We start from the raw sequence: 20,587 nt of genomic DNA on the forward strand, positions 1-20,587 counted from the left end.
GCGCGCTACATCAGCGCGCCGACGATGTCGACGAACAGGATCTTCACGATCGTCATGCCGGGAAAGATCATCGCGTAGCCGATGTCGGGGCGCTCGGTCGGACCGAGCTTGTTCGCGAACGCGAGGATCGCCGGATTGCCGCACGCGCCTGCGACGATGCCCGCCACTTCGTCGAACGGCATGCGATACACGACGAGCCCGAGCACCAGCACCGGCACCGCCAGCGCGAGCAGCACGATCGCGCCGAGACCGAGCATCAGCAAGCCCGTCTCGGTGACGGTCGCGGCGAACTTCGGCCCCGACGCCATCCCGACCTGCGCGAGAAAGAGCGTGAGACCGAGGTTGCGCATCACGAGATTGGCGGAGAGCGGGATCGTCCAGTTCATGCCGCCCGTGCGCCGCAGCCGCCCCAGCACGAGCGCGACGATCAGCACGCCCGAGAGCCCCAGCGCGAGCTTGCCGATACCCGGCAACGGAATCTGCACCGCGCCGAGCAGAAAGCCGAGCGCCATGCCGAGGCCGATCGAGATATAGCTGAACTCCGCCGTGCCCTTGATCGAATCGCCGAAATACTTGCGCAGCGCCGGGAAATCGCTGCGACAGGCGAGCAGGCCGATGCGGTCGCCGAATTCGAGCACGAGTTCGGCGCTCGGCAGGATGTCGGTGTCGCCGCGGCGCACCTGCGCGACGATCGACGCCTTGTCGCCCGGCAGTTGCAGATCGCCGAGCGGCCGGCCCACCACGGTCGCGCGCGACGCGAAAATGCGGATGTAGTCGAGATCGCTGCGATCCCGGATGACGCGCCCCGGCGCCGCCACGCCGAGGACTTCGCGCGCGCGCTCGAGCGTCGCCCGGCTCGGCCCGACGGCGAGCAGGACGTCGTTCTCGCCGATCACGATGGCCGGCGTCGCCGGTTCGTTGTGGTGCGCCGAGCGGCGCGCGATGATCTGCACGTCGGCGGGGAGCAGCGGTGTCACGTCGCCGAGCGTCTTGCCGAAGAGCGCCGGATTGGCGAGCGCGATCTCGACGTATTCGAGGCCCGCGCCCGCCGCCATGTCGATTTTCGGCTTCTTCAACATGAACGCGAGGTAGAGCAGCAGGATCGGCCCGGCGACGCCGAACGGATAGGAGACCGAGTAGCCGACGGCGGCGTCGTCGTTGTTAAGCGTCGCGATGGTCGCCTGCAGCGCCGCCGTGCTCGTGCCCGATCCCGCGAAGAGGCCGAGCGCGTAGCCGAGCCGGAGATTCATCGCGTGCTGGATGACGATGCTCGCGACGCCGGCCACCAGCACGCCGACGAGCGCGATCAGGTTGGCGCGGCGCCCGTTCGCGCTCGTCAGGCCGAGGAAGAACTGCTTGCCGTACTGGACGCCTACCGTATAGAGGAAGAGCGCGAGCCCGAGCGTGCCGATCATCGGTGCCGGCGCCGCCTTGGGTGCGAACCAGCCGACGCCGAGCGCGACGAAGAGCACGGCGCCCACGCCGAGCGAAAAGCCCTTGATGTTGATTTCGCCGACGAGATAGCCGATTGCGATGGTGAGGAACACGGCCATCAACGGCTGCTGTTCGAGTAGCGTTCTGACGAATTCCACGTCGCACCTCGCTTTTTATCGGGCGTTGTCCGCCTTCATGATAAGTGGCTCTATCGACGGTGGGCGGGATGGTTCAGGCGCCGGCGCTGCGTGAGGCTGTTTGTGTCGGACGATGCAACGCGTGACGTCGCGTTTCTCGCGCGCCGACGGAATCGCGGCTTCGACGCTCGTCACGCGTGCGCGACCGGCGCCGAAGCCGCGAGGCTGTTGCTGCGCTTACTGCCCGATCTCGCGGATCGTGATCGCGTTTTTCACCGATGTCACGCCGGGAACGCTTTTGGCGGCCTCCGTCGCTTTTTCGATTTGCGAGTTGTCGGGCACGGTGCCCGCGAGCGTCACTGCGCCATCGCGCACGCGAACATTGATGTTCGACGAAGTCAGACCCTTCGTCTTCGACATCGCCCGCCGCACTTCCTTGGAAAGCGCCTTGTTCGACGCCTTCGACGATTTCGCGGTGGGCGCCGCGGCTGCGTCGCTCGACTGCGCGTGAGCGCTGATGGACGCAACGCCGAACGACGCCATGACGACGAGAACGCCGGCCGCCAACTTGAGTGGTTTCAGTGCATTCACTGCGATTCTCCTTTGACGAAATCTTCAAACGGCCCGGACGACGATACCGCGCGGGCACGCAATCGGCACGGCTGCGTAGTGCGGTGGTGCGATTCCCCTGCAGCGGGCGCTGTCGAGGCCCGCCGAAACGGTTGTGGAATTCCGCGCGCTTCGGTCGCGATGGCCGCGCGGTGGACGGGCGAACCCTGCGGGTGCGCTGCCAAGAAAGATACGCCGATCCAAAAGAAGTTGTAAGACAGTTCTGCGAACTTCTTGTCCGGCAAATGTGGGTTAATGCGGGGAATTTAAACGAACGGACGGTCGTCGCGAGCGCGTCGGAGTGCGCTCAGGCCGGCGATTCGGCACACGGACCGGCGCACCGGGGTGCCGTATTGGATGCGCGTCGCCGGGCGTGCCGGACGCCGCGCAGTTCGCGCAGCCCTACAGCGCCCGGCCGACAATCAGCGAATCGACGGGGCCGATGGTCTTCATATCGCGGTTCGCATACGGCAGCTTGTGAAGCAGATAACGCATGGCGTTCAGGCGCGCGCGCTTCTTGCAATCGGAACGAATGACGGTCCACGGAGAGTCGGCGGTGTCGGTTCGCGCGAACATGTCTTCCTTCGCTTGCGTGTATTCGTCCCATTTTTCGAGCGAAGCGAGGTCGACGGGGCTCAGCTTCCATTGCTTGAGCGGATGGACCTGCCGTTCCTTGAAACGGCGACGCTGTTCTTCACGGCTCACCGAGAACCAGAATTTGACGACATGAATGCCGCTTCTCACGAGATGCCGTTCGAATTCCGGCACCTGCTGCATGAAGTCGGTGTATTCCTCGTCGGAGCAAAAGCGCATCACGCGCTCGACGCCCGCGCGGTTGTACCAGGAGCGGTCGAAGAGCACGATCTCGCCCGCGGTCGGCAGATGCTGCACGTAGCGCTGGAAATACCACTGCGAGCGTTCGGTCGCGGTCGGCTTTTCGAGCGCGACGACTCTCGCGCCGCGCGGATTCAGATGCTCCATGAAGCGCTTGATCGCGCCGCCCTTGCCGGCGGCGTCGCGTCCCTCGAACACCACGACGAGACGTTGGCCTGTCTCGCGAACCCACGCTTGCAGCTTCAGCAGTTCGACCTGCAACTGATACTTCTGCTTTTCGTAATTGCGGCGCGACATCAGATGTCGGTAGGGATATTCGCCCTCGCGCCATCCGGAGGCGAGTTCCTCGTCCGGATGACGCGCGACGTTTGCATGCCAGGCATTGGGTTCGCCCGTCAGCAACTCGGTGCGAAGGAGCGCGGCTTCGTCGGGCGAGAGACCGGCCATCAAGGTCTTGACGGTATCGATGAGGCTCGCGGGTTCCTGCGAGGCATGTTTCGCGAGAATGTCCTGCATGCTGCTCACGACGAGCGCCCCGGCGGCCTCGACCGCATTGCCGACCTCGTCGCGTTGCGCGGCGAGCGGCGAGTTAGTGTGGATGACGTCGCCTTGTTTTACTTTTCTGCGGGTTCGGCCCGTGCGCGTGTATTCGACGGGCGCGGGATGTTCGTGGGCTTGCGTTCGATCTTCCATGTCGTATCCGGCTGGCTTGCGATGCGTCCTCGTTGCGTCGATGCGATTCGGATGGTCATTCGAAGGCGGCGTGCAGCAACTGGGGACAAGGTTGGACATCCATTCTGGTGCCAGTGCGCGCGGAGATTGTTGATGAATGTCATCCGTGAGGAAGGGGGCGAATGACGGAATCCGTTAATCAGGATTGCGTATATTTTAGCGAGGGGCGCATGTAGCCGTATGCATCGGACACGGGGGGCAGGATGACCCCGGGATGCTTTGAGACGTGAGGAAGGAAGGGACGATGCGCTCGGCAAGCAGCGCTTGCGAGGGCCCAAACGCTCAAACGGAAAAGGGTTACAGGCTTTCGCCTGTAACCCTTTTGATCTTTGGTAGGCCGTACGGGATTCGAACCTGTGACCAACGGATTAAAAGTCCGCTGCTCTACCAGCTGAGCTAACGACCCAAAGAGCCGAAATTATAGTCATTCGACACGGAATTTGTCAACATCGACCAGGAACGAATTCATCCGACAAGCACTCGCTCACGCGCCGTCAAAAGAAAAGGCCCGCGGCGAACAAGCAGCGGGCCCTTTCAGCGAGAGGCGCGAATTTCCAATGAAGAAGCTTCGCTTACTTCACCTGCGACATCCTGCTCTGCGCGGTCTGCGCAGTTTCGGTGCCGCTGTACTGCGAGATGATCTGTTCCAGCGTCTTCTTCGCAGCAGCTTTCTGGCCCTGTTCGATCTGGTTGTTCGCGATTGCGAGCAACGCTTCGGGCGCTCGCGGATGCGTCGGATACGTCTTCACCAGGTTCTGCCAGATCGCGGTCGACCCCTTGTAGTCGCGCTCGGCATACAGCGCATTGCCGAGCCAGTACTGCGCGGTCGGCTGATACGGGCTCTGCGGATACTTCGCCACGAACGTCTTGAACGACGCCGCGGCGCTCTTGAAGTCACCGGCACGGAACTGATTCGACGCCGCGTTGAACGCTTCCGTCTCGCCCGGCTGCACGGTGCCCTGCATGCCATCGACCGTCTGCTGCTGCGGCTCGAACTTCTTCAGCCGCGCATCGAGATCGGCGTAGTAGTCCTTCTGCTGCTTCTGCAGGGTGGCGACCTCGTTGGACAAATCCTCATTTTGACCGCGAAGCGTCGCGACCTGCTGGTTCAGCTGGTCGAGACGATTCGATTGATCGAGGATCGTGCGCTGGGCTGCGGACAACTGGCTCGTCAGGCTGTCCGATTTCGTGCGCAGGTCGAGCACGGCCTTGCGCGCTTCGTTGTCGTCGAAGACACCCGCATGCGCGGGCGCGCCCGCGAGCGCCGAACCGGCCACACAAACGGCTGCGACGATGCGCAGCGAGGGGAAGCGATACAACATAGGGCGACTCACCCGTGACTGGTTACGTTACTGTTGATAGACGAGGTCGGCGCGGCGGTTCTCGGCCCACGAAGCTTCGTCATGACCCGTCGACGTCGGCTTTTCCTTGCCGAGGCTCACGGCTTCCATTTGCGTGTCGGCGACGCCCATCAGCGACATCGCGCGACGCACGGCTTCAGCACGCTTCTGACCCAGCGCGAGGTTGTATTCGCTCGTGCCGCGCTCGTCGGTGTTGCCCTGGATCAGCACGCGCCGCTCCGGATGACCCTTCAGGTACGTCGAGTGTTGCTGGACCAGCGACTGGTATTCGTCCTTGACGGCGTAGCTGTCGAAGTCGAAATAGATGCTGCGCTTGGCGAGCGGGCTGTTCGGATCGTTCAGCGGGTCGACGTTGACCGTCGCCACGGCGTTCGGGTTCGGCTGGTTGGTGCCTGCACCCTTGTTCGCGCCTTCATCGAGCTTCACGCCCGAGTGACAGGCGGCGAGTGCTCCGACCATCGCGATTGCAAAGCCGACACGAAGTTTCGACATCATGGTTACTCTCCTTGTGTTATTGCGCAACGTAATCTACGTAAAGCATGAGGTTATTGCATGAACGGACCCCAGGACGGTTCGCGTACGACGCCGCCCTGCACGGACAAGACTTGCCGCGTCCGACCGTCGGTCGAAACGGCTGCCAACACGCCACGCCCGTTCACCTGGGTGGCGTAGAGGATGTACTGACCATTCGCCGCGAAGCTGGGCGATTCGTCATGCGTCGTGTCGGTCAGGCCAGTCGCCGTGCCGGACCCGAGGTCCTGCAGGTACAGCTTGAAGCCGCCGCCAGTACGCGAAATGTACGCGAGTTGCTTGCCGTCCGGACTCACGCGCGGGCTCGTGTTGTAGCTGCCCGTGAACGTGACACGCTGCGCTGCCCCGGCGCTCTCGCCGCCCGCTGGCATCTTGTAGATTTGCGGCTGGCCGCCGCGGTCGCTCGTGAAATAAATCGAGTTGCCATCAGGAGAGTAGGCCGGCTCCGTGTCGATGGAGCTGCCTTGCGTCAGGCGGCGCAAACCGCTGCCGTCGGCGTTGACTTCGAAAATCTGCGTATTGCCGGTGCGCGACAGGGCGACCGCGAGCTTGCGGCCGTCCGGCGACCACGCCGGCGCACTGTTGTTGCCCTTCTGATTCGACACGACGACGCGCTTGCCCGTCGGCAGGTCGTGGATGTAGACGACCGGCTTCTTCTTCTCGAACGAGACATACGCGACCTTCGTGCCGTCGGGCGACCAGGCCGGCGAGATGATCGGCTCGGGGCTGTTGAGTGCGATGCGCGCGTCCTGGCCGTCCGAGTCGGAAATCTGCAACTGGTACTTGCCGCCTGTCTGGATCACATACGAAAGACGCGTCGCGAACACGCCGCGGCCGCCGAGCAGCTTGGCGTAGATGTAGTCGGCGACCTTGTGCGCGCTCATGCGCAGGCCGCTCTCGGGACTGACGAGCGACAGGCCGCCGAGACTTTGCTGCTTGACCGTGTCATACAGGCGGAAGCGCACTTCGTACTGGCCGTTCGAGAGCTTCGTCACGCTGCCGGACACGAAGGCGTCGGCGCCCTTGGCCTTCCAGCTGCCGAGATCGACGGAATCGGTCTCCGATACCGGCGTGCCGCCCGCATCGATGTTGTTGAACTTGCCGCTGCGCGCCAGATCCTGACGCACGATGGCGCTCACCTGTTGCGGCGAATTCGCCTCGTTCGCGAAGTTGGCGGTCGCGATCGGAAACTGGGTCGAACCGACGCCGGTCACGAGCACGTTGAGTTCCGCGTGCGCGGTACTCGCGGCGATCAGGCAGGACGCGATGAGCGTCCTCAGGCCAAGCTTTGTCATCAAACTCATGCTGTATTCGTTCCCAAGAAGCGATTTTCAAACCGAATTTCAAACTATCCGAAACTTCAGAACAGACCGGCGGCAGCACGATTCGTTCCCGTTTTGCAAGCCCTGCAATCAGCCGCCAGCGGGGCGCAGCGTGATGGTAAAGGACGCCGGAGCCTGACCGTTGATGTCGACCGGCATCGGGTCGGAGCGCCGTACCGCCCGCAATGCCGCCTCGTCCCACTGATCGTTGCCGCTCGAGCGCGAGATCGACGACGAAAGCAGCGTGCCCGAGGGCGCGCAACGCACGGTGACCACGGTCTCGAGCCCGGCCGTTTCGCCCGCCCAGACGATGTTCGGACGCACGCGGCGCTGCACCTTCTCCGCATAACCCGGCGAGGTCGCGTTGCCACCCGCGCCGCGGCCCGTCCCACCCTTCGCCAACCCCTCGCCGCTGTCGCTCGATCCGCCGCCCGCTTGCCCTTGCAACTGCGCGAGACGCGCGCGGCGCTCCGAATCGAGCTTGGCTTTCGCGGCGGCGTCGGCCTTGGCCTTTTCCTTGGCCTTCGCATCGGCGTCCGCCTTGGCCTTGGCTTGCGCGTCCGCTTTTTCTTTCGCTTCCTTCTGTTCCTTCAACTGCTCGGTCTTAGCCGCGTCGGCTTCCTTCTGCTGCTGCGCCTTCTGTTGCTGCTGCTTTTGCTGGTCGGCCTTCTGCTGGTCGAGCTGCTTCTGCTTCTCAACCTGCTTCTGCTTTTCCTGCGCGGCCTTCTGCGCCGCGGCCATGGCCGCCTGCTGCTGGGCGAGCTGCTGCTGACGCTTCGCTTCCGCTTCCTGTTGCGCCTCTTCCTGCTGGCGGCGCTGCTCCGCGAGCTGCGCCTCGCGCGCGGCGGCTTCCTGCTGCTTGCGTTTCTTTTCCTGCAACGCGATGTCGGCTTCTTCGTCCTTAGCGGGCGGCGGCGCGGGCTGTACCTTGACGGGCGCGGGCGGCGGCGGGACAGGGCGGGGCGTCGGCGTGGAGAGGTCAGGAATCTCCGTCCAGAGTTCCGCTTCCGAGCCGGCGGGCGTGTTGTTCTGCCAGTTGATGCCGTGATAGAGCAGCCAGCCGAGCAGCAGGTGCATCAGCGCGGCGAGCGCGAACGCTTTCCACGTGCCGCGCTCGCGCGGCGGGCGGATGGGTCGGGCGCGGGTCTGCCGGGTATGCCGATCGATCATTGCGTTATTGCGATTTCACCAGCAAGCCGACGCGCTTCACGCCGCGCGCTTTCATGTCCGACATCACGTTCATCACGACTTCGTACTTCACGGTCTTGTCGGCGGCGATCACGACGGGCTGGTCCGGATGCGATTCCTGCCGGTTCAGCACGAACGAGTTGAGCTCGTCCTTCGTCATGTTCTGCTGCTGCGCCGCGCCGCCGTCTTCCTTGTAGCGCACGTTCATGCTGCCGTCCGCCTTGATGTTGACGACGAGCGGCGGCGTCTGCTCCTGCGGCTGCGCGTTGCCGACCGTCGGCAGGTTGATGATCGACGGCGAGACGAGCGGCGCCGTCACCATGAAGATGACGAGCAGCACGAGCATCACGTCGATATACGGCACGACGTTGATGTCGGACATCGCACGGCGCGAACTGCCGCGCATGCTGGAACGGGTGGTGCCTCCGGCCATCGCGGACTCCTTAATGCGCCTGGCGCTGCAAGATGTTCGAGAACTCTTCGATGAAGGTCTCGAAGCGGATCGCCAGACGGTCGATATCGTGGGCGTAGCGGTTGTAGGCGACCACCGCCGGAATCGCGGCGAACAGGCCGATCGCGGTGGCGACGAGCGCCTCGGCAATGCCCGGCGCGACGTTCGCGAGCGTCGCCTGCTGCACGTTCGCCAGGCCGCGGAACGAATTCATGATCCCCCAGACCGTGCCGAAGAGACCGATATACGGACTGACCGAACCCACCGACGCGAGAAACGCGAGGTTCGCTTCGAGCACGTCCATTTCGCGCTGGAAGGCGGCGCGCATGGCGCGGCGGGAGCCGTCGAGGATCGCGCTCGGATCGGTGATGCGGCGTTCCTTGCCCTTCAGGAACTCGCGCATGCCGGATTCGAAAATGCGCTCGAGCGCGCCGATGGTGTGACGGTTGTTGGCCGCGCTCTGATAGAGCGCCTGCAGGTCGCCGCCGGACCAGAAGTCGCGTTCGAAGCGCTCGGTCTGCGCGCGGGCGCGCCGGATGGCGAACCACTTGCGGAAGATGAAAGTCCACGACAGCAGCGACAGGATCAGCAGCAGGGCCATGACGGCCTGCGCGAGCAGGCTCGCGTGAATGACGAGGGAAACGATCGACAGGTCTTGTGTATTGTTCATAAAGGTTCGCTGTTACGTCCCGAATGGGGCGTCCGGTCAGGAGCGTGTCAGGCTTTCGTGAAAATTTCGAAAGTCCCGGCTCTTGCCGGCTCATGCTCGATGCTGCTTGCCTTGCAACTGAGGCTTGGTGTTCTCAGAGTCACGACGAGTTCATTGGTTTTCCGCCGGCGCTCGATCCGATGCTCATGCGGCCCTCATGCAGCCGTCACGGAAGGTGTCACGGGCCCGCGCTTCAGTCCGGCGAGCACCGCGCCCGGAATGCCGACCGGGCGGATCGACGCGTGATCGACCGACGCCACGCGGATGTCGCCGGATGCGAGCAGGACTTCGCCGCGCCATGCTTCCTGATGAAAATCCACCGAGGCGCGGCCGAGGCGATCGATCCGGCTGACGACCCGTACGATGTCGTCGAGCCGCGCCGGCGCCGAATAATCCACGGCCGTGCGCTTGACGACGAACGCGACGCCAGCGGTATCGAGCAGCTTTTGCTGGTCGATGCCGCACGCGCGCAGCCATTCGGTGCGCGCCCGCTCGAAGAACTTGAGGTAGTTCGCGTAGAAGACGATGCCGCCGGCGTCGGTGTCCTCGTAATACACGCGAATCGGCCACTCGAAAGTCAGCGGATCGTTCGCCGGCTGATTTTCGCTGCTAGACATATTCATCCGCGCATTTTACCGGAAGCTACGCATCTGACGCGAAATCGGGCATTCAACCGCGATGTATTTGCAACGGTGCGAAGGTCTGCGCGATCGGCATGATCTCGATGGCGTTGACGTTGACGTGCGCCGGACGGGTCGCGATCCAGTAGATGGCGTCGGCGATGTCTTCGGGCGTGAGCGCCTGAACGTTCTGGTAGACGTTGGCCGCTTTCGAGTCGTCGCCCTTGAAGCGCACGTTCGAAAATTCGGTGCCGCCGACGAGCCCCGGCTCGATATCGGTGACGCGCAGCGCGGTGCCCGCCAGATCCGCGCGCAGGTTGAGGCTGAACTGGCGCACGAACGCCTTGCTCGCGCCGTAGACGTTTCCGCCCGCATACGGATAGGTGCCCGCGACCGACCCCATATTGAACACATGGCCGCGGTTGCGCTCGACCATGCCCGGCAACACCGCATGCGTGACCGAGACGAGGCCCGCGCAGTTCGTGTCGATTATCTTCTTCCAGTCGTCGAGATTCGCGCGCTGCGCCGGTTCGAGGCCGAGTGCGAGGCCGGCGTTGTTGACGAGCACGTCGATCTGCGAGAACGCTTCCGGCAGCGACGCGATGGCGGCGGCGACGGCGCGGTCGTCGGTGACGTCGAGTTCGAGGGGCAGGAGCGCGTCGCCGAGTTCGTTCGAGAGCGCCTGCAGCCGGTCACGGCGCCGGGCGCAGGCGATCACGCGGTGACCGCCTTTCACGAAAGTGCGGGCGATGGCGGCGCCGAAGCCGGCGGACGCGCCAGTGACGAATACGATCATGAGCGGATTCCGGAGTTGAGGTAAGGAAAGGAGGTTCGCGCGGCGCCTGGGTGCGCCTTGCGACGGCGCAAAGCGTACTTCCATTGGTGCGACGCGGCAAGTCGCGGGCACCGCGTGGCCGAGCGCGCCCGCCGATACGAACGGTCGTTCAATTCCGAGGGTTTCGGGCCTTTGCGCTTGGTTGCCTATTCCAGGACGCCCCATTACACTACAACGCTCAAACTCCGCGTGACTGGCGATAGAATCTTCGGATTCAAGGTGGAACGACCCACCGGGAAGCGCGGAGCATCGTTTTGCCGTTCGCCTGGGCAGCTGAGATCCGCGCGCCGTCGCTGCGCTGCCGGTGGCTGTCCGTCTCGCGTGAACGCAGTATTCCTCCCACGCCTGGACCCATCCCGCGCTCCGCGCCGCAAGCGCCAACGTCCGTGCACGCGCGATCCGGTCAACCTGTTTAGATCTAACGGAAAACGTATGTTTGACAGAGCCCAAAGCACCATCGCCAACGTCGATCCCGAACTGTTCAAGGCCATCGAACTGGAGAACCGCCGCCAGGAAGATCACATCGAACTGATCGCGTCGGAAAACTACACGAGCCCCGCCGTCATGGAAGCGCAGGGCTCGCAGCTCACGAACAAGTACGCAGAAGGCTACCCCGGCAAGCGCTACTACGGCGGCTGCGAGTATGTCGACATCGTCGAGCAGCTCGCCATCGACCGCGTGAAGCAGCTGTTCGGCGCGGAAGCGGCGAACGTGCAGCCGAACTCCGGCTCGCAGGCGAATCAGGGCGTCTTTTTCGCGATGCTCAAGCCCGGCGACACCATCATGGGGATGAGCCTCGCCGAAGGCGGCCACCTCACGCACGGCTCGCCCGTGAACATGTCGGGCAAGTGGTTCAAGGTCGTGAGCTACGGCCTGAACCAAGCCGAAGACATCGACTACGCCCGAACCGAAGAGCTCGCGAAGGAACACAAGCCGAAGCTGATCGTGGCGGGCGCGTCCGCGTTCGCGCTGAAGATCGACTTCGAGCGCATGTCGCAGATCGCGAAGAGCGTCGGCGCGTACTTTATGGTCGACATGGCGCACTACGCGGGGCTCGTCGCCGCGGGCGTCTATCCGAATCCGGTGCCGCACGCGGATTTCGTCACGACCACGACGCACAAGAGCCTGCGCGGCCCGCGCGGCGGCGTGATCCTGATGAAGTCCGAGTTCGAGAAGCAGATCAACTCGGCCATCTTCCCGGGTATCCAGGGCGGCCCGCTCATGCACGTGATCGCCGCGAAGGCCGTCGCGTTCAAGGAAGCGCTGTCGCCGGAATTCAAGGAATACCAGCAGCGCGTAGTCGACAACGCGCGCGTACTCGCCGAAACGCTGGTGAAGCGCGGCCTGCGCATCGTCTCCGGCCGCACGGAAAGCCACGTGATGCTGGTCGACCTGCGCGCGAAGCAGATCACCGGCAAAGCCGCGGAAGCCGCGCTCGGCGCCGCGCACATCACGGTCAACAAGAACGCGATTCCGAACGATCCGGAAAAGCCGTTCGTCACGAGCGGCGTGCGGCTCGGTTCGCCCGCCATGACGACGCGCGGCTTTGGCGTGAAGGAAGCGGAAATCGTCGGCAACCTGATCGCGGACGTGCTGGACAACCCGGAAGATCAGGCTAATCTCGAGCGCGTGCGCGCGAAGGTCGCCGAGCTGACGAAGCAGTTCCCGGTCTACGGCTAAAGTACGATGCGCTGCCCCTTCTGCCGTCACGACGACACGCAAGTGGTGGATTCGCGCGTGTCCGAAGACGGCGCCGCGATCCGGCGCCGGCGGCGCTGCCCGTCCTGCGACAAGCGTTTCACGACGTATGAGCGGGTCGAGCTGGCGCTGCCGTCGGTAGTGAAGAAGGATGGCAGCCGCACCGAATTCGATCGCCGCAAGATCGTCGCGAGCATGCAACTGGCGCTCAGAAAGCGGCCGGTTGCAGCCGATGCTATCGACGCGGCAGTCGCCCGCATCGAATACCAGCTGCTCGGCAGCGGCGAGCGCGAAGTGCGCAGCGAGCGCTTGGGCGAACTCGTGATGAACGAGTTGCGCCAGCTCGACACCATCGCCTACGTGCGATTCGCCTCCGTCTATAAACGCTTCGAAGACGTCTCCGAGTTCGAAGACGTGCTCGATGAATTCCGGCGTGCCGCGCCGAAGAAATCGACATCCCGCAAGCGCTGAGCGTTTCTGCATTTTCCCTTCCCGTGCATTGAGAACCGACGACGAAGAAAAGAGTCTGTCGCGGCGTTCGCGCGTCCGGTAGTCGGCCATTCGGCCGATGGCGGCCGCCGGCATTTCTCTCTAGATTGAGCGCTGTTCTCACTCGATCGATGAGGGATGCGAATGAAACTTCGCTTTTGCGGCTTCACGCTCGTCGAACTGTCCGTGGTGCTCGCCGTGATGGCGATCGTCGCGACGTTCGCGACGCCTTCTTTTCTCGCCTGGCAGCTGCGTGACCAGGTCGACGCGCGCGCCCGGGCGCTTTTTTCCACGCTCTCGCTCGCGCGCTCCGAAGCCGCGAAGCGGGGCGCGCGCGTGACGCTGTGCCGGATCGACGCCGCGCGCCACTGTCTCGCGCCCGGCAAGAATTGCGACTCGGGCGCGGCCGACTGGTCGTGCGGCTGGGCGCTCTTCGTCGAACGCGACGGCGCCGCCGTGCTGTTGCGAGCGCAATCGGCTTCGCCTTCGATTGCCATCGCCGGCGCGACGACCGATCTTTCGTTCACACCACCGGCCGGCCAGGTGATCGGCGGCTTCCGCAGCTTTGACTTCAGCGCGCGCAACAGCAAGCTCGTGACGACCGCGCGTTCCGGCCGCTGCATCCGCCTTGCGACCGGCGGCCGCGCACGCATGACGCAGGGCGCCTGTGGAGCGGCGGCATGATCGTCCTTGACATGCAACAGCGAGGGCAGCGCGGCGACTCGCTGATCGAAGTGATGATCGCGCTGTCGCTCATCGCGATCACGACGCTCGGCCTGATCGCGGCGCAAACGTGGCTCGCGCGCAGCGAACGGATGGTGCTGGCGCGCGAGAGGGCGATGCGGATTGCCGATTCCGTCGCCGAGGGCATCTGGCGCGAGGAAGATCGCGAACCGGTGATGTCGCGATGGCGTCCGCGAGCGGCGTCGACCCTGCCGCAGGGCGACGTCGACGTGTTCGACCGGGCGGACGGCGTGCGCGTCGCGGTCGTGAGCTGGCGAGCGGAAGACTCGGCCGAAGGCTGCGTCGAACCGCAGGCGAAGCCGAAATCGGCGTGCGTCGCAGTGGCGTTCGCACGATGAGCGCGCCTGGTCGTCGTCCCGTCCCTCGCGGCCATACGCTGCTCGAACTCGCGATCGCGATGGCGCTCGGCCTCCTCGTCGTGGTTGCGGCGCTGGTGCTTTATCGCGGACAGCGCGCGTCGCACGATCGCGCCGCCGACATCGTGCGCATGCACGAAGCGGCGACCGCGGCGCTCGATCTCGTCGGCCAGCAAGTGCAGATGGTCGCGTTCGCGCCGCTCGGGAGCGCGGCAGGTGTCGGATTGTTCGGCTGCTCGCAAGGGCGCGCGGTCGGCCCGGACGATGCGCCCGCGTGCGAATCGCTCGCGAGCCATTCGGACGGCGTGATGGTCCGCTACGCGGCCGATGCCGTCGCGACGTGGCCGTCGTCGTCGGGCGCGCCGACCGACTGCCAGGGACAAGCCGCCGCCGCCTATGTCGTCGGGCGCTTCTACGCGAAGGCCAGCACCTCGACCGGTGAGCCGGAGTTGTACTGCGAGGGCGTCGGCCGACAGGCGCAACCGATGGTCGAAGGCATCGAACGGCTGCGCCTCACGTACTGGCTCGACAACGCGGCAACGGCCGTCGATGCCGCAAGCGTTCCGCGCGAACGTTGGCCGGCGGTGGTCGCCGCCGACCTCTGTGTACTGGTGCGCGGCGATCCGCTCGTATCGGCGAAGGGCACGAGCTACGTCGATTGCGACGGCTCGCTCGCCGTTTCCACCGATTCGCGCGCCCGGCAGGCATTCTGGCGGCGCGTGGCGATCCGCAATGCAGTCACGGCCGACAGCGGGAGGTCCTCATGACGCCGCGTTCAAAATCGCGCGGCACGGTCCTGCCGATCGTGCTGCTGCTGTCATCGATGATGCTGGTGACGGCAGGCGCGTGGCTGGAATCCTCGATCGTCGCGACGCGCGCGGCCGCGAGCGTGCGCGATCGGGTGCAGGCGTTTCATGCGGCGGACAGCGCGCTCGCCCGTTGTGGCCGGATGGCCGTCGATTCGCCCGATCCGCCGCAAAACGCTTCCGCGAACGAGCCGGCGGGCTGGCGCGCAAAGGCGTCTTTCGAAGGAGCGGGCGCGTCGGCGATTGCGCCGTTCGTCGCGTGGCCTTATGCGCGGCGCGTTCCGCAGTGCCTGATCGAGCCCTGGTCCCGCTCCGGCGACACCGACACGCGCTCCTATCTGGTGACGGCGCGCGGCTTCGGCGCGTCCGCCGATGCGGAAAGCTGGCTGCAACTCGAAATCGAAGTAGCCGGCAACAGCGTCACGCGCCGCTGGCGACGCGTCGTCGCCAAACCGTTTTGAGGGAATTTCCCATGAACCCGATGAGTACGCGCCGGGCGGGCTTCAGTCTGCTCGAACTGATGATCGCGCTCGGAGTCGTCGCGATCATCGCGACGTTTGCGATTCCCGCATATCGCGAACACGTCGCGAAGGCGCACCGCATGGAGGCGTCGGCGGCGCTGCACCGCGCCGCGCAGTTCATCGAGACGGCTCGCGCGGCGCAACCCGCGCCAAACGCCGACGCGCCTTCGTTGCCCGCCGGTTTCGATCAGGCGCCCGCGAACGGAACGCCTGTGTACCGGCTGCGCGCGACGTCCGAATCGGCGACCAATGGCGGCTACGCGATCGAGGCCGAGCCGGTCGCGCCCGGCGCGATGCAGGACGATGCCTGTGGCGTCTTTGTCGTCGACGCAACCGGCGCGCGATCGAACCGCGCACCGGCGTCGGCCGGGATGGTCGACTCAGCCGCCTGCTGGAGCGGCCGGTGAATGTACACGCTCAGAAGACGGTCGGATCGACGGCGTCGGTCGAGGTTTCAGTGGACGTGGTCTTCATCTGCTGCCAGACGCGAAAGCCTTCCCAGACAAGCAACCCGAGTCCGCCCCACTTGAGCGCGGGCTTCGCACCGCGCGCGAGCTTGCTCAGCACCGGTTTCGTCAAAACCAGCGAGGCGAGCGAACCGATGATCGGGTATTGCCTCAGGAGCGAACTGACACCGCCGCCGGAAAGGAGTCCGCTCAGCAGCGAAGCGATGCCGCCGCCACCGCCTGCCGCGCGGTTGCGGCCAAAGCCGCCTGCGGCGCGGCGCGGAATCAGGAACTTGAGAAAGCTGAAGTGCGTCACCGAGTGGCGCAGGTCGGCGCTCGCCTGCGCGATCTCCATGCGCTCGACGTCCGCGCGCGCGATCAGCAGTTCCTTGCGCAGCGCGCGCATGTGCGGCGTGCTCAGCTGGTGCGCCTGGGCGCGCTTTTGCGCCTTGAAGGCGTCGTCGGATTGGCTCATGTCGGGCGGCTCGTTCGGGGTCGGCGGTTGAGAATGCGGCGCGATATCGGGGCGACGTGTCGTAGCGTTGCGTTGCGTGGCTCAGCGGAACGTGTCGCGGTCCTTGCGGAATTCCGAGAGCGTTTCGTCGAACATGTTCGGCGCGTCGTGCAGGCCGCTTCTCGCCCGCAAGCCGCAGAACAGCGCGACGAGCGCATAAGCGATTGTTACGCCCACGAGCGACTGCCAGCGGTAGGTGTCCCAGAAGAAGATGGCGATCAGCACCGTCAGCGTGATCAATGCCATCATCGTCAGCATCATCGCGGCGAGGCCAAGGAACAGCACGCCGATCAGACGCTCCTTCTCCTCCTGAAGCTCGATGCCGAGCAGTTCCAGACGCGTCTCGAAGATGGCGAACGCGGAACTCACGATACGTCGCAAAGGTCCGGGGGACGATTGCGGAGAGGGCCTTTCAGTCGTCATGGCGTGGGCGCGAGGCGCGTTGAGTAGCGCTGAGTGGAGCCGGCGGACCTCGTCGAGGACCACCGGCGCGAGGGCTTCGAACCGGTTCGAACCCGATTCGAAGCATTGGCAACGGTCTTAGCAATGATCAGGCCACTGCCGGCTATCGCGAAGGATCGCTTCGCTGCCCACACGGTCGCTGCCACCCGTTACCAGACAGTTGCGACGGTTGCCGCTTCAGGATGGAAGGTCAGCGGCGGTTGATCAAGAGACCGATCATCACGCCCAGGCCCGCCGCGATACCGATCGATGCCCACGGATGCTCGTGCACGTAGTCGTCGGTTGCGCGCGCTGCCTTCTTGCCGCGCTCCACGACCACGACCTGCGCGTCCGCTGCTTTCTCCTTCGCCTGCTTCAACCGGGTCAGAGCGGTCTCGCGCAATTCGGATGCACGCTCGCCGGTGGCGCTGGCTGCTTGCTTGAGCAGGTCCTCGGCATCGGAGAGAACGGTTTTGATATCCGACATGAATCGCTCCTTATTGATTTCTGACATTGATGACTCCAATCGGGTGAGGCTACGCGAATCGTAACCAAAGATGCGGTCGCTGACGAGCGCCCTCAGGCGTCTTGAAAAACTCGATACGCACGTTTTGTTCCCGCCGGATGGCCGCCCGGGCAGCGCTGCACGATGCGCATGAAAGGAATGGAGACGATCTGGCCCGTAAAAGTTTCCTGCGGGCGGCCGAAAAATTACAACAAACGTCGCGGGCGGGGCGCCGCGCTGCTAAATCGGTCTTTCAATAAGAAAAAGCCAGCGCATCGCGCTGGCTTTCCGAATTTTCGGCAGGGCAGGAAAGGGCGCAGCGTCAGAAAAACGCCTGAATCCCGGTCTGGGCGCGACCGAGGATCAACGCGTGGATATCGTGCGTGCCTTCGTAGGTGTTCACCACTTCGAGATTCACGAGATGCCGCGCGATGCCGAATTCATCCGAGATGCCGTTGCCGCCGAGCATGTCGCGCGCGAGCCGGGCGATATCGAGCGCCTTGCCGCACGAATTGCGCTTCATGATCGACGTGATTTCGACGGCCGCCGTGCCTTCGTCCTTCATGCGACCGAGGCGCAGCACGCCTTGCAGGCCGAGCGTGATTTCGGTCTGCATGTCCGCGAGTTTCTTTTGAATCAACTGGTTGGCGGCGAGCGGCCGGCCGAACTGCTTGCGATCGAGCACGTATTGACGCGCCGTGTGCCAGCACGCCTCCGCCGCGCCGAGCGCGCCCCACGCGATGCCGTAGCGCGCCGAATTCAGGCAGGTGAACGGACCTTTGAGACCGCGCACGTCGGGCATCAGGTTGTCTTCGGGGACGAAAACCTCGTCCATCACGATTTCGCCGGTGATCGACGCCCGCAAGCCGACCTTGCCGTGAATCGCGGGCGCCGACAGCCCCTTCCAGCCTTTTTCCAGGATGAAGCCGCGGATTTCGTCGCGGCCGTCTTCTTCGAGCTTCGCCCAAACGACGAACACGTCGGCGATCGGCGAGTTCGAAATCCACATCTTCGATCCCGACAGCGAATAGCCGCCGCTCACTTTCTTCGCGCGCGTTGTCATGCTGGCCGGATCGGAGCCGGCGTTCGGCTCGGTCAGGCCGAAGCAGCCGATCCACTCACCGGTCGCGAGCTTCGGCAGATATTTTTCCTTTTGCGCGTCGCTGCCGAAGGCGTTGATCGGCACCATCACGAGCGACGACTGCACCGACATCATCGACCGATAGCCCGAATCCACGCGCTCCACTTCGCGCGCGATCAGGCCGTAGCTCACGTAATTGAGACCGGGGCCGCCGTACTGCTCGGGAATCGTCGGGCCGAGGAGACCCATTTCGCCCATCTCGCGGAAGATCGCCGGATCGGTCTTTTCCTCGCGAAACGCAGCGAGGACGCGCGGCGCGAGCTTGTCCTGCGCGTAGGCGCGCGCGGCGTCGCGGATCATGCGTTCTTCGTCGCTCAACTGCTGATCGAGCAAGAGCGGGTCTTCCCAGTTGAAACGGGCGGCGTCGGCCATGTGCTTTCTCCTGACTTTCCTGAAAAACGCGCCGGCTTCGGTAATGCCTGACGCTTGACTTGAATTCCGCTGTGCGGAACAATGTTTTGCAAAATCAACCTGGAGTCTAGCACCCGATGTCGTCGGATTCCATCCGCAATTTCGCGTCGCCGGAAGCGCTCGACGAGCGCAAGTTCGTCGTCGCGCTCGCTCGCGGGCTGGAATTGCTGCGCGCGTTCCGGCCGGGCGAAGTGCTGCTCGGCAATCGCGATTTCGCCGAGCGCACCGGTCTGCCGAAGGCGACTGTCAACCGGCTCGCCTATACGCTCACGACGCTCGGCTATCTGCGTTTCGACGAAGCGGCCGGTAAATACGCGCTCGACACGGGCGTGCTGTCGCTCGGATTCGCGTTGCTCGCGGGCGCGGACACGCTCGAACTCGCGCGCCCGCACATGCGCGAACTCGCGCGGGAGATCGGCGCGGCGGTGTCGCTCGGATGCCGCGACGGGCTCGACATGATCTATCTGGAGACGATCCGCAGCGAGACCGCGCTGACGCTCGGTCTCGCGCCCGGCTCGCGGCTCTCGATGCTGACGAGTTCGATGGGCCGCGCTTATCTCGCGGTGCAGGAGCCGGCGGCGCGCGCGGCGTTGCTTGCGGAACTATCGGCGGCGGCCGGCGCGGACGGCGCGACGCTCGTGAAGGCGGCGGAAGTGGCGATGGAGGATTTCGCCCGCGACGGCTGTTGCTACTCCTTTCGCGACTGGCACGACGACGTCAACGCGATCGCCGCGCCGTTTCGCGACGTGAGGAATGGCCGCTGGCTCGTCTTGAGCAGCAGCGGGCCGGCGTCGTCGATGGGGGAGGCGATGTTTCGCGAGGTCATCGCGCCGAGGCTCAGGGCGCTGGCGGCGCGGCTCGCGTGATGCTCAGAGCACGGTCCTCACGTGCCACAACTCCGGAAACAGCACGACATCGAGCATCTTGCGCAGGTACGGCGCGCCGTTCGTGCCGCCCGTGCCCTGCTTGAAGCCAATGATCCGCTCGACAGTCGTCACATGGCGAAAGCGCCATTGCCGGAATGCGTCTTCCAGATCGACCAGTTCTTCGGCCATCTCGTACAGCTCCCAATACTTCGAGGGATCGCGATAAACCGCGAGCCACGCCGCTTCGACCGACGCGTCGTGGGTCGTCGGCTGGGTCCAGTCGCGTTCGAGCCGTTCGGGCGCGATCGGGAAACCGCGCCGCGCCAGCAGCCGGATGACTTCGTCGTAGAAGGAGGGTGCTGCAAGCGTCGCCTGAACCTCGGCGAGCACGGCCGGCCGGTGGGCGTGCGGCTTGAGCATCTGAACGTTCTTGTTGCCGAGCAGGAACTCGATCTGCCGGTACTGATGCGACTGGAACCCCGACGACGCGCCCAGATAAGGCCGCATCGCCGTGTATTCGGACGGCGTCATCGTCGAGAGGACGTTCCATGCCTGCACGAGCTGCTCGAAGATCCGCGAGACGCGCGCGAGCATCTTGAACGCGGGCGGCAACTCGTCGCGATGCACGGACGCGAGCGCCGCGCGCAGTTCGTAGAGCGCGAGCTTCATCCACAACTCGCTCGTCTGATGCTGGACGATGAAGAGCATCTCGTTGTGATCGGGCGAAAGCGGATGTTGCGCCGAGAGGATCGCATCGAGCGAGAGGTAATCGCCGTAGCTCATCGAGTCGGAGAAATCGAGCTGGGCGTCGTGCCAGCCTTCCTGCGCGGGCGCGGCGGCGCCGTGGCCCATTGGGCAGCCGGTCGTGGTCTGTGTCATGTCGATC

24 protein-coding genes, 1 tRNA gene and 1 riboswitch are annotated in these 20,587 nt (G+C 64.7%); of the genes, 8 read left to right on the forward strand and 17 right to left on the reverse strand.

The annotated features are described in order from the left end of the window. Positions 1-5: 5 nt before the first annotated feature. The 12 genes from QCE48_RS02475 to ydfG form a co-directional block, all read right to left on the reverse strand. Positions 6-1,592 (reverse strand): TrkA C-terminal domain-containing protein, encoded by a 1,587-nt coding sequence (locus QCE48_RS02475; protein ID WP_309786306.1) that lies wholly within the window; start codon positions 1,590-1,592, stop codon positions 6-8. A 216-nt stretch (positions 1,593-1,808) separates the two neighbouring features. Continuing rightward, a complete protein-coding gene (locus QCE48_RS02480) occupies positions 1,809-2,162 on the reverse strand; it encodes a BON domain-containing protein (RefSeq protein ID WP_404982908.1) in 354 nt (117 codons plus the stop codon). Positions 2,163-2,582: 420 nt separating this feature from the next. Continuing rightward, on the reverse strand, positions 2,583-3,707 hold the full coding sequence (gene ppk2, locus QCE48_RS02485) for a polyphosphate kinase 2 (protein ID WP_309786305.1): 1,125 nt from the start codon (positions 3,705-3,707) through the stop codon (positions 2,583-2,585). Positions 3,708-4,076: 369 nt separating this feature from the next. Then, positions 4,077-4,152, reverse strand: a tRNA-Lys gene (locus QCE48_RS02490). A gap of 166 nt (positions 4,153-4,318) precedes the next feature. Beyond that, positions 4,319-5,068, reverse strand: coding sequence for a tol-pal system protein YbgF (ybgF, locus tag QCE48_RS02495; protein ID WP_309786304.1), 750 nt, complete (start codon positions 5,066-5,068; stop codon positions 4,319-4,321). Positions 5,069-5,095: 27 nt separating this feature from the next. Beyond that, positions 5,096-5,602: a peptidoglycan-associated lipoprotein Pal gene (gene pal / locus QCE48_RS02500; protein ID WP_116561233.1), complete on the reverse strand. Its 507-nt coding sequence runs from the start codon at positions 5,600-5,602 to the stop codon at positions 5,096-5,098. Positions 5,603-5,652: 50 nt separating this feature from the next. Beyond that, positions 5,653-6,942 (reverse strand): Tol-Pal system beta propeller repeat protein TolB, encoded by a 1,290-nt coding sequence (gene tolB / locus QCE48_RS02505; protein ID WP_309786303.1) that lies wholly within the window; start codon positions 6,940-6,942, stop codon positions 5,653-5,655. Between the two features lie 108 nt (positions 6,943-7,050). After that, positions 7,051-8,130: a cell envelope integrity protein TolA gene (gene tolA / locus QCE48_RS02510; protein ID WP_309786302.1), complete on the reverse strand. Its 1,080-nt coding sequence runs from the start codon at positions 8,128-8,130 to the stop codon at positions 7,051-7,053. A 4-nt stretch (positions 8,131-8,134) separates the two neighbouring features. Further along, a complete protein-coding gene (gene tolR / locus QCE48_RS02515) occupies positions 8,135-8,581 on the reverse strand; it encodes a protein TolR (RefSeq protein WP_309786301.1) in 447 nt (148 codons plus the stop codon). Positions 8,582-8,591: 10 nt separating this feature from the next. Continuing rightward, positions 8,592-9,269 (reverse strand): protein TolQ, encoded by a 678-nt coding sequence (gene tolQ, locus QCE48_RS02520; protein WP_309786300.1) that lies wholly within the window; start codon positions 9,267-9,269, stop codon positions 8,592-8,594. A gap of 194 nt (positions 9,270-9,463) precedes the next feature. After that, positions 9,464-9,925 (reverse strand): tol-pal system-associated acyl-CoA thioesterase, encoded by a 462-nt coding sequence (gene ybgC / locus QCE48_RS02525; RefSeq protein WP_309786299.1) that lies wholly within the window; start codon positions 9,923-9,925, stop codon positions 9,464-9,466. A gap of 52 nt (positions 9,926-9,977) precedes the next feature. Continuing rightward, entirely contained in the window at positions 9,978-10,724 is a 747-nt protein-coding gene (gene ydfG / locus QCE48_RS02530) for a bifunctional NADP-dependent 3-hydroxy acid dehydrogenase/3-hydroxypropionate dehydrogenase YdfG (protein ID WP_309786298.1), read from the reverse strand. A 218-nt stretch (positions 10,725-10,942) separates the two neighbouring features. Beyond that, a riboswitch (ZMP/ZTP riboswitch) is annotated at positions 10,943-11,041 on the forward strand. A 154-nt stretch (positions 11,042-11,195) separates the two neighbouring features. Between ydfG and glyA the strand changes: the two genes are divergently transcribed. The 7 genes from glyA to QCE48_RS02565 all read left to right on the forward strand — a co-directional run bounded on the left by glyA (position 11,196) and on the right by QCE48_RS02565 (position 15,784). Beyond that, positions 11,196-12,443 (forward strand): serine hydroxymethyltransferase, encoded by a 1,248-nt coding sequence (gene glyA, locus QCE48_RS02535; RefSeq protein ID WP_309786297.1) that lies wholly within the window; start codon positions 11,196-11,198, stop codon positions 12,441-12,443. 6 nt (positions 12,444-12,449) lie between these two features. Beyond that, complete coding sequence (nrdR, locus tag QCE48_RS02540; protein WP_062632682.1) at positions 12,450-12,932, forward strand: transcriptional regulator NrdR; 483 nt, start codon at positions 12,450-12,452, stop codon at positions 12,930-12,932. A 162-nt stretch (positions 12,933-13,094) separates the two neighbouring features. Beyond that, positions 13,095-13,634, forward strand: coding sequence for a GspH/FimT family pseudopilin (locus QCE48_RS02545; RefSeq protein ID WP_404982902.1), 540 nt, complete (start codon positions 13,095-13,097; stop codon positions 13,632-13,634). After that, entirely contained in the window at positions 13,631-14,032 is a 402-nt protein-coding gene (locus QCE48_RS02550) for a prepilin-type N-terminal cleavage/methylation domain-containing protein (protein WP_309786293.1), read from the forward strand. Before QCE48_RS02545 ends, QCE48_RS02550 begins: the two co-directional genes overlap by 4 nt. After that, complete coding sequence (locus tag QCE48_RS02555) at positions 14,029-14,817, forward strand: PilW family protein (RefSeq protein WP_309786292.1); 789 nt, start codon at positions 14,029-14,031, stop codon at positions 14,815-14,817. The genes QCE48_RS02550 and QCE48_RS02555 overlap by 4 nt, the downstream gene beginning before the upstream one ends. Beyond that, positions 14,814-15,317, forward strand: coding sequence for a hypothetical protein (locus QCE48_RS02560; protein ID WP_309786291.1), 504 nt, complete (start codon positions 14,814-14,816; stop codon positions 15,315-15,317). The genes QCE48_RS02555 and QCE48_RS02560 overlap by 4 nt, the downstream gene beginning before the upstream one ends. 11 nt (positions 15,318-15,328) lie before the next feature. Then, the gene (locus QCE48_RS02565; RefSeq protein ID WP_309786290.1) at positions 15,329-15,784 is read left to right on the forward strand and encodes a type IV pilin protein; all 456 of its coding nucleotides are present in this window, start codon (positions 15,329-15,331) and stop codon (positions 15,782-15,784) included. Positions 15,785-15,794: 10 nt separating this feature from the next. Here the strand turns inward: QCE48_RS02565 and QCE48_RS02570 are convergent, their stop codons facing one another. The 4 genes from QCE48_RS02570 to QCE48_RS02585 form a co-directional block, all read right to left on the reverse strand. Then, the gene (locus QCE48_RS02570; RefSeq protein WP_309786289.1) at positions 15,795-16,298 is read right to left on the reverse strand and encodes a DUF3318 domain-containing protein; all 504 of its coding nucleotides are present in this window, start codon (positions 16,296-16,298) and stop codon (positions 15,795-15,797) included. A gap of 81 nt (positions 16,299-16,379) precedes the next feature. Then, on the reverse strand, positions 16,380-16,760 hold the full coding sequence (locus tag QCE48_RS02575) for a phage holin family protein (protein ID WP_309786287.1): 381 nt from the start codon (positions 16,758-16,760) through the stop codon (positions 16,380-16,382). 229 nt (positions 16,761-16,989) lie between these two features. Then, positions 16,990-17,292 (reverse strand): YqjD family protein, encoded by a 303-nt coding sequence (locus QCE48_RS02580; RefSeq protein ID WP_062632675.1) that lies wholly within the window; start codon positions 17,290-17,292, stop codon positions 16,990-16,992. Between the two features lie 313 nt (positions 17,293-17,605). Next, positions 17,606-18,796, reverse strand: a complete 1,191-nt coding sequence (locus tag QCE48_RS02585; RefSeq protein ID WP_309786285.1) for an acyl-CoA dehydrogenase — start codon at positions 18,794-18,796, stop codon at positions 17,606-17,608. 116 nt (positions 18,797-18,912) lie between these two features. On the opposite strand from QCE48_RS02585, the gene QCE48_RS02590 reads away from it, so the two are divergent. Next, positions 18,913-19,701: an IclR family transcriptional regulator gene (locus tag QCE48_RS02590; protein WP_309786284.1), complete on the forward strand. Its 789-nt coding sequence runs from the start codon at positions 18,913-18,915 to the stop codon at positions 19,699-19,701. Positions 19,702-19,704: 3 nt separating this feature from the next. On the opposite strand, the gene kynA is transcribed toward QCE48_RS02590, so the two are convergent. After that, the gene (gene kynA / locus QCE48_RS02595; RefSeq protein ID WP_309786282.1) at positions 19,705-20,580 is read right to left on the reverse strand and encodes a tryptophan 2,3-dioxygenase; all 876 of its coding nucleotides are present in this window, start codon (positions 20,578-20,580) and stop codon (positions 19,705-19,707) included. Positions 20,581-20,587 lie beyond the last annotated feature (7 nt).

The organism is Caballeronia sp. LZ024 (genome assembly GCF_031451455.1).
GTDB lineage: Bacteria > Pseudomonadota > Gammaproteobacteria > Burkholderiales > Burkholderiaceae > Caballeronia > Caballeronia telluris.

What these genes read in the sequence shown, in the direction of transcription:
- QCE48_RS02560 (WP_309786291.1), top strand. Translation starts at nt 14,814, where the DNA reads ATGACGCCGCGTTCAAAATCGCGCGGCACGGTCCTGCCGATCGTGCTG.
- nrdR (WP_062632682.1), top strand. Translation starts at nt 12,450, where the DNA reads ATGCGCTGCCCCTTCTGCCGTCACGACGACACGCAAGTGGTGGATTCG.
- glyA (WP_309786297.1), top strand. Translation starts at nt 11,196, where the DNA reads ATGTTTGACAGAGCCCAAAGCACCATCGCCAACGTCGATCCCGAACTG.
- QCE48_RS02580 (WP_062632675.1), bottom strand. Translation starts at nt 17,292, where the DNA reads ATGTCAGAAATCAATAAGGAGCGATTCATGTCGGATATCAAAACCGTT.
- pal (WP_116561233.1), bottom strand. Translation starts at nt 5,602, where the DNA reads ATGATGTCGAAACTTCGTGTCGGCTTTGCAATCGCGATGGTCGGAGCA.
- ydfG (WP_309786298.1), bottom strand. Translation starts at nt 10,724, where the DNA reads ATGATCGTATTCGTCACTGGCGCGTCCGCCGGCTTCGGCGCCGCCATC.
- QCE48_RS02565 (WP_309786290.1), top strand. Translation starts at nt 15,329, where the DNA reads ATGAACCCGATGAGTACGCGCCGGGCGGGCTTCAGTCTGCTCGAACTG.
- QCE48_RS02585 (WP_309786285.1), bottom strand. Translation starts at nt 18,796, where the DNA reads ATGGCCGACGCCGCCCGTTTCAACTGGGAAGACCCGCTCTTGCTCGAT.
- QCE48_RS02555 (WP_309786292.1), top strand. Translation starts at nt 14,029, where the DNA reads ATGAGCGCGCCTGGTCGTCGTCCCGTCCCTCGCGGCCATACGCTGCTC.
- tolB (WP_309786303.1), bottom strand. Translation starts at nt 6,942, where the DNA reads ATGAGTTTGATGACAAAGCTTGGCCTGAGGACGCTCATCGCGTCCTGC.
- QCE48_RS02575 (WP_309786287.1), bottom strand. Translation starts at nt 16,760, where the DNA reads ATGACGACTGAAAGGCCCTCTCCGCAATCGTCCCCCGGACCTTTGCGA.
- QCE48_RS02590 (WP_309786284.1), top strand. Translation starts at nt 18,913, where the DNA reads ATGTCGTCGGATTCCATCCGCAATTTCGCGTCGCCGGAAGCGCTCGAC.
- tolR (WP_309786301.1), bottom strand. Translation starts at nt 8,581, where the DNA reads ATGGCCGGAGGCACCACCCGTTCCAGCATGCGCGGCAGTTCGCGCCGT.
- QCE48_RS02545 (WP_404982902.1), top strand. Translation starts at nt 13,095, where the DNA reads ATGAAACTTCGCTTTTGCGGCTTCACGCTCGTCGAACTGTCCGTGGTG.
- ybgF (WP_309786304.1), bottom strand. Translation starts at nt 5,068, where the DNA reads ATGTTGTATCGCTTCCCCTCGCTGCGCATCGTCGCAGCCGTTTGTGTG.
- tolA (WP_309786302.1), bottom strand. Translation starts at nt 8,130, where the DNA reads ATGATCGATCGGCATACCCGGCAGACCCGCGCCCGACCCATCCGCCCG.
- ppk2 (WP_309786305.1), bottom strand. Translation starts at nt 3,707, where the DNA reads ATGGAAGATCGAACGCAAGCCCACGAACATCCCGCGCCCGTCGAATAC.
- tolQ (WP_309786300.1), bottom strand. Translation starts at nt 9,269, where the DNA reads ATGAACAATACACAAGACCTGTCGATCGTTTCCCTCGTCATTCACGCG.
- ybgC (WP_309786299.1), bottom strand. Translation starts at nt 9,925, where the DNA reads ATGTCTAGCAGCGAAAATCAGCCGGCGAACGATCCGCTGACTTTCGAG.
- QCE48_RS02570 (WP_309786289.1), bottom strand. Translation starts at nt 16,298, where the DNA reads ATGAGCCAATCCGACGACGCCTTCAAGGCGCAAAAGCGCGCCCAGGCG.
- kynA (WP_309786282.1), bottom strand. Translation starts at nt 20,580, where the DNA reads ATGACACAGACCACGACCGGCTGCCCAATGGGCCACGGCGCCGCCGCG.
- QCE48_RS02550 (WP_309786293.1), top strand. Translation starts at nt 13,631, where the DNA reads ATGATCGTCCTTGACATGCAACAGCGAGGGCAGCGCGGCGACTCGCTG.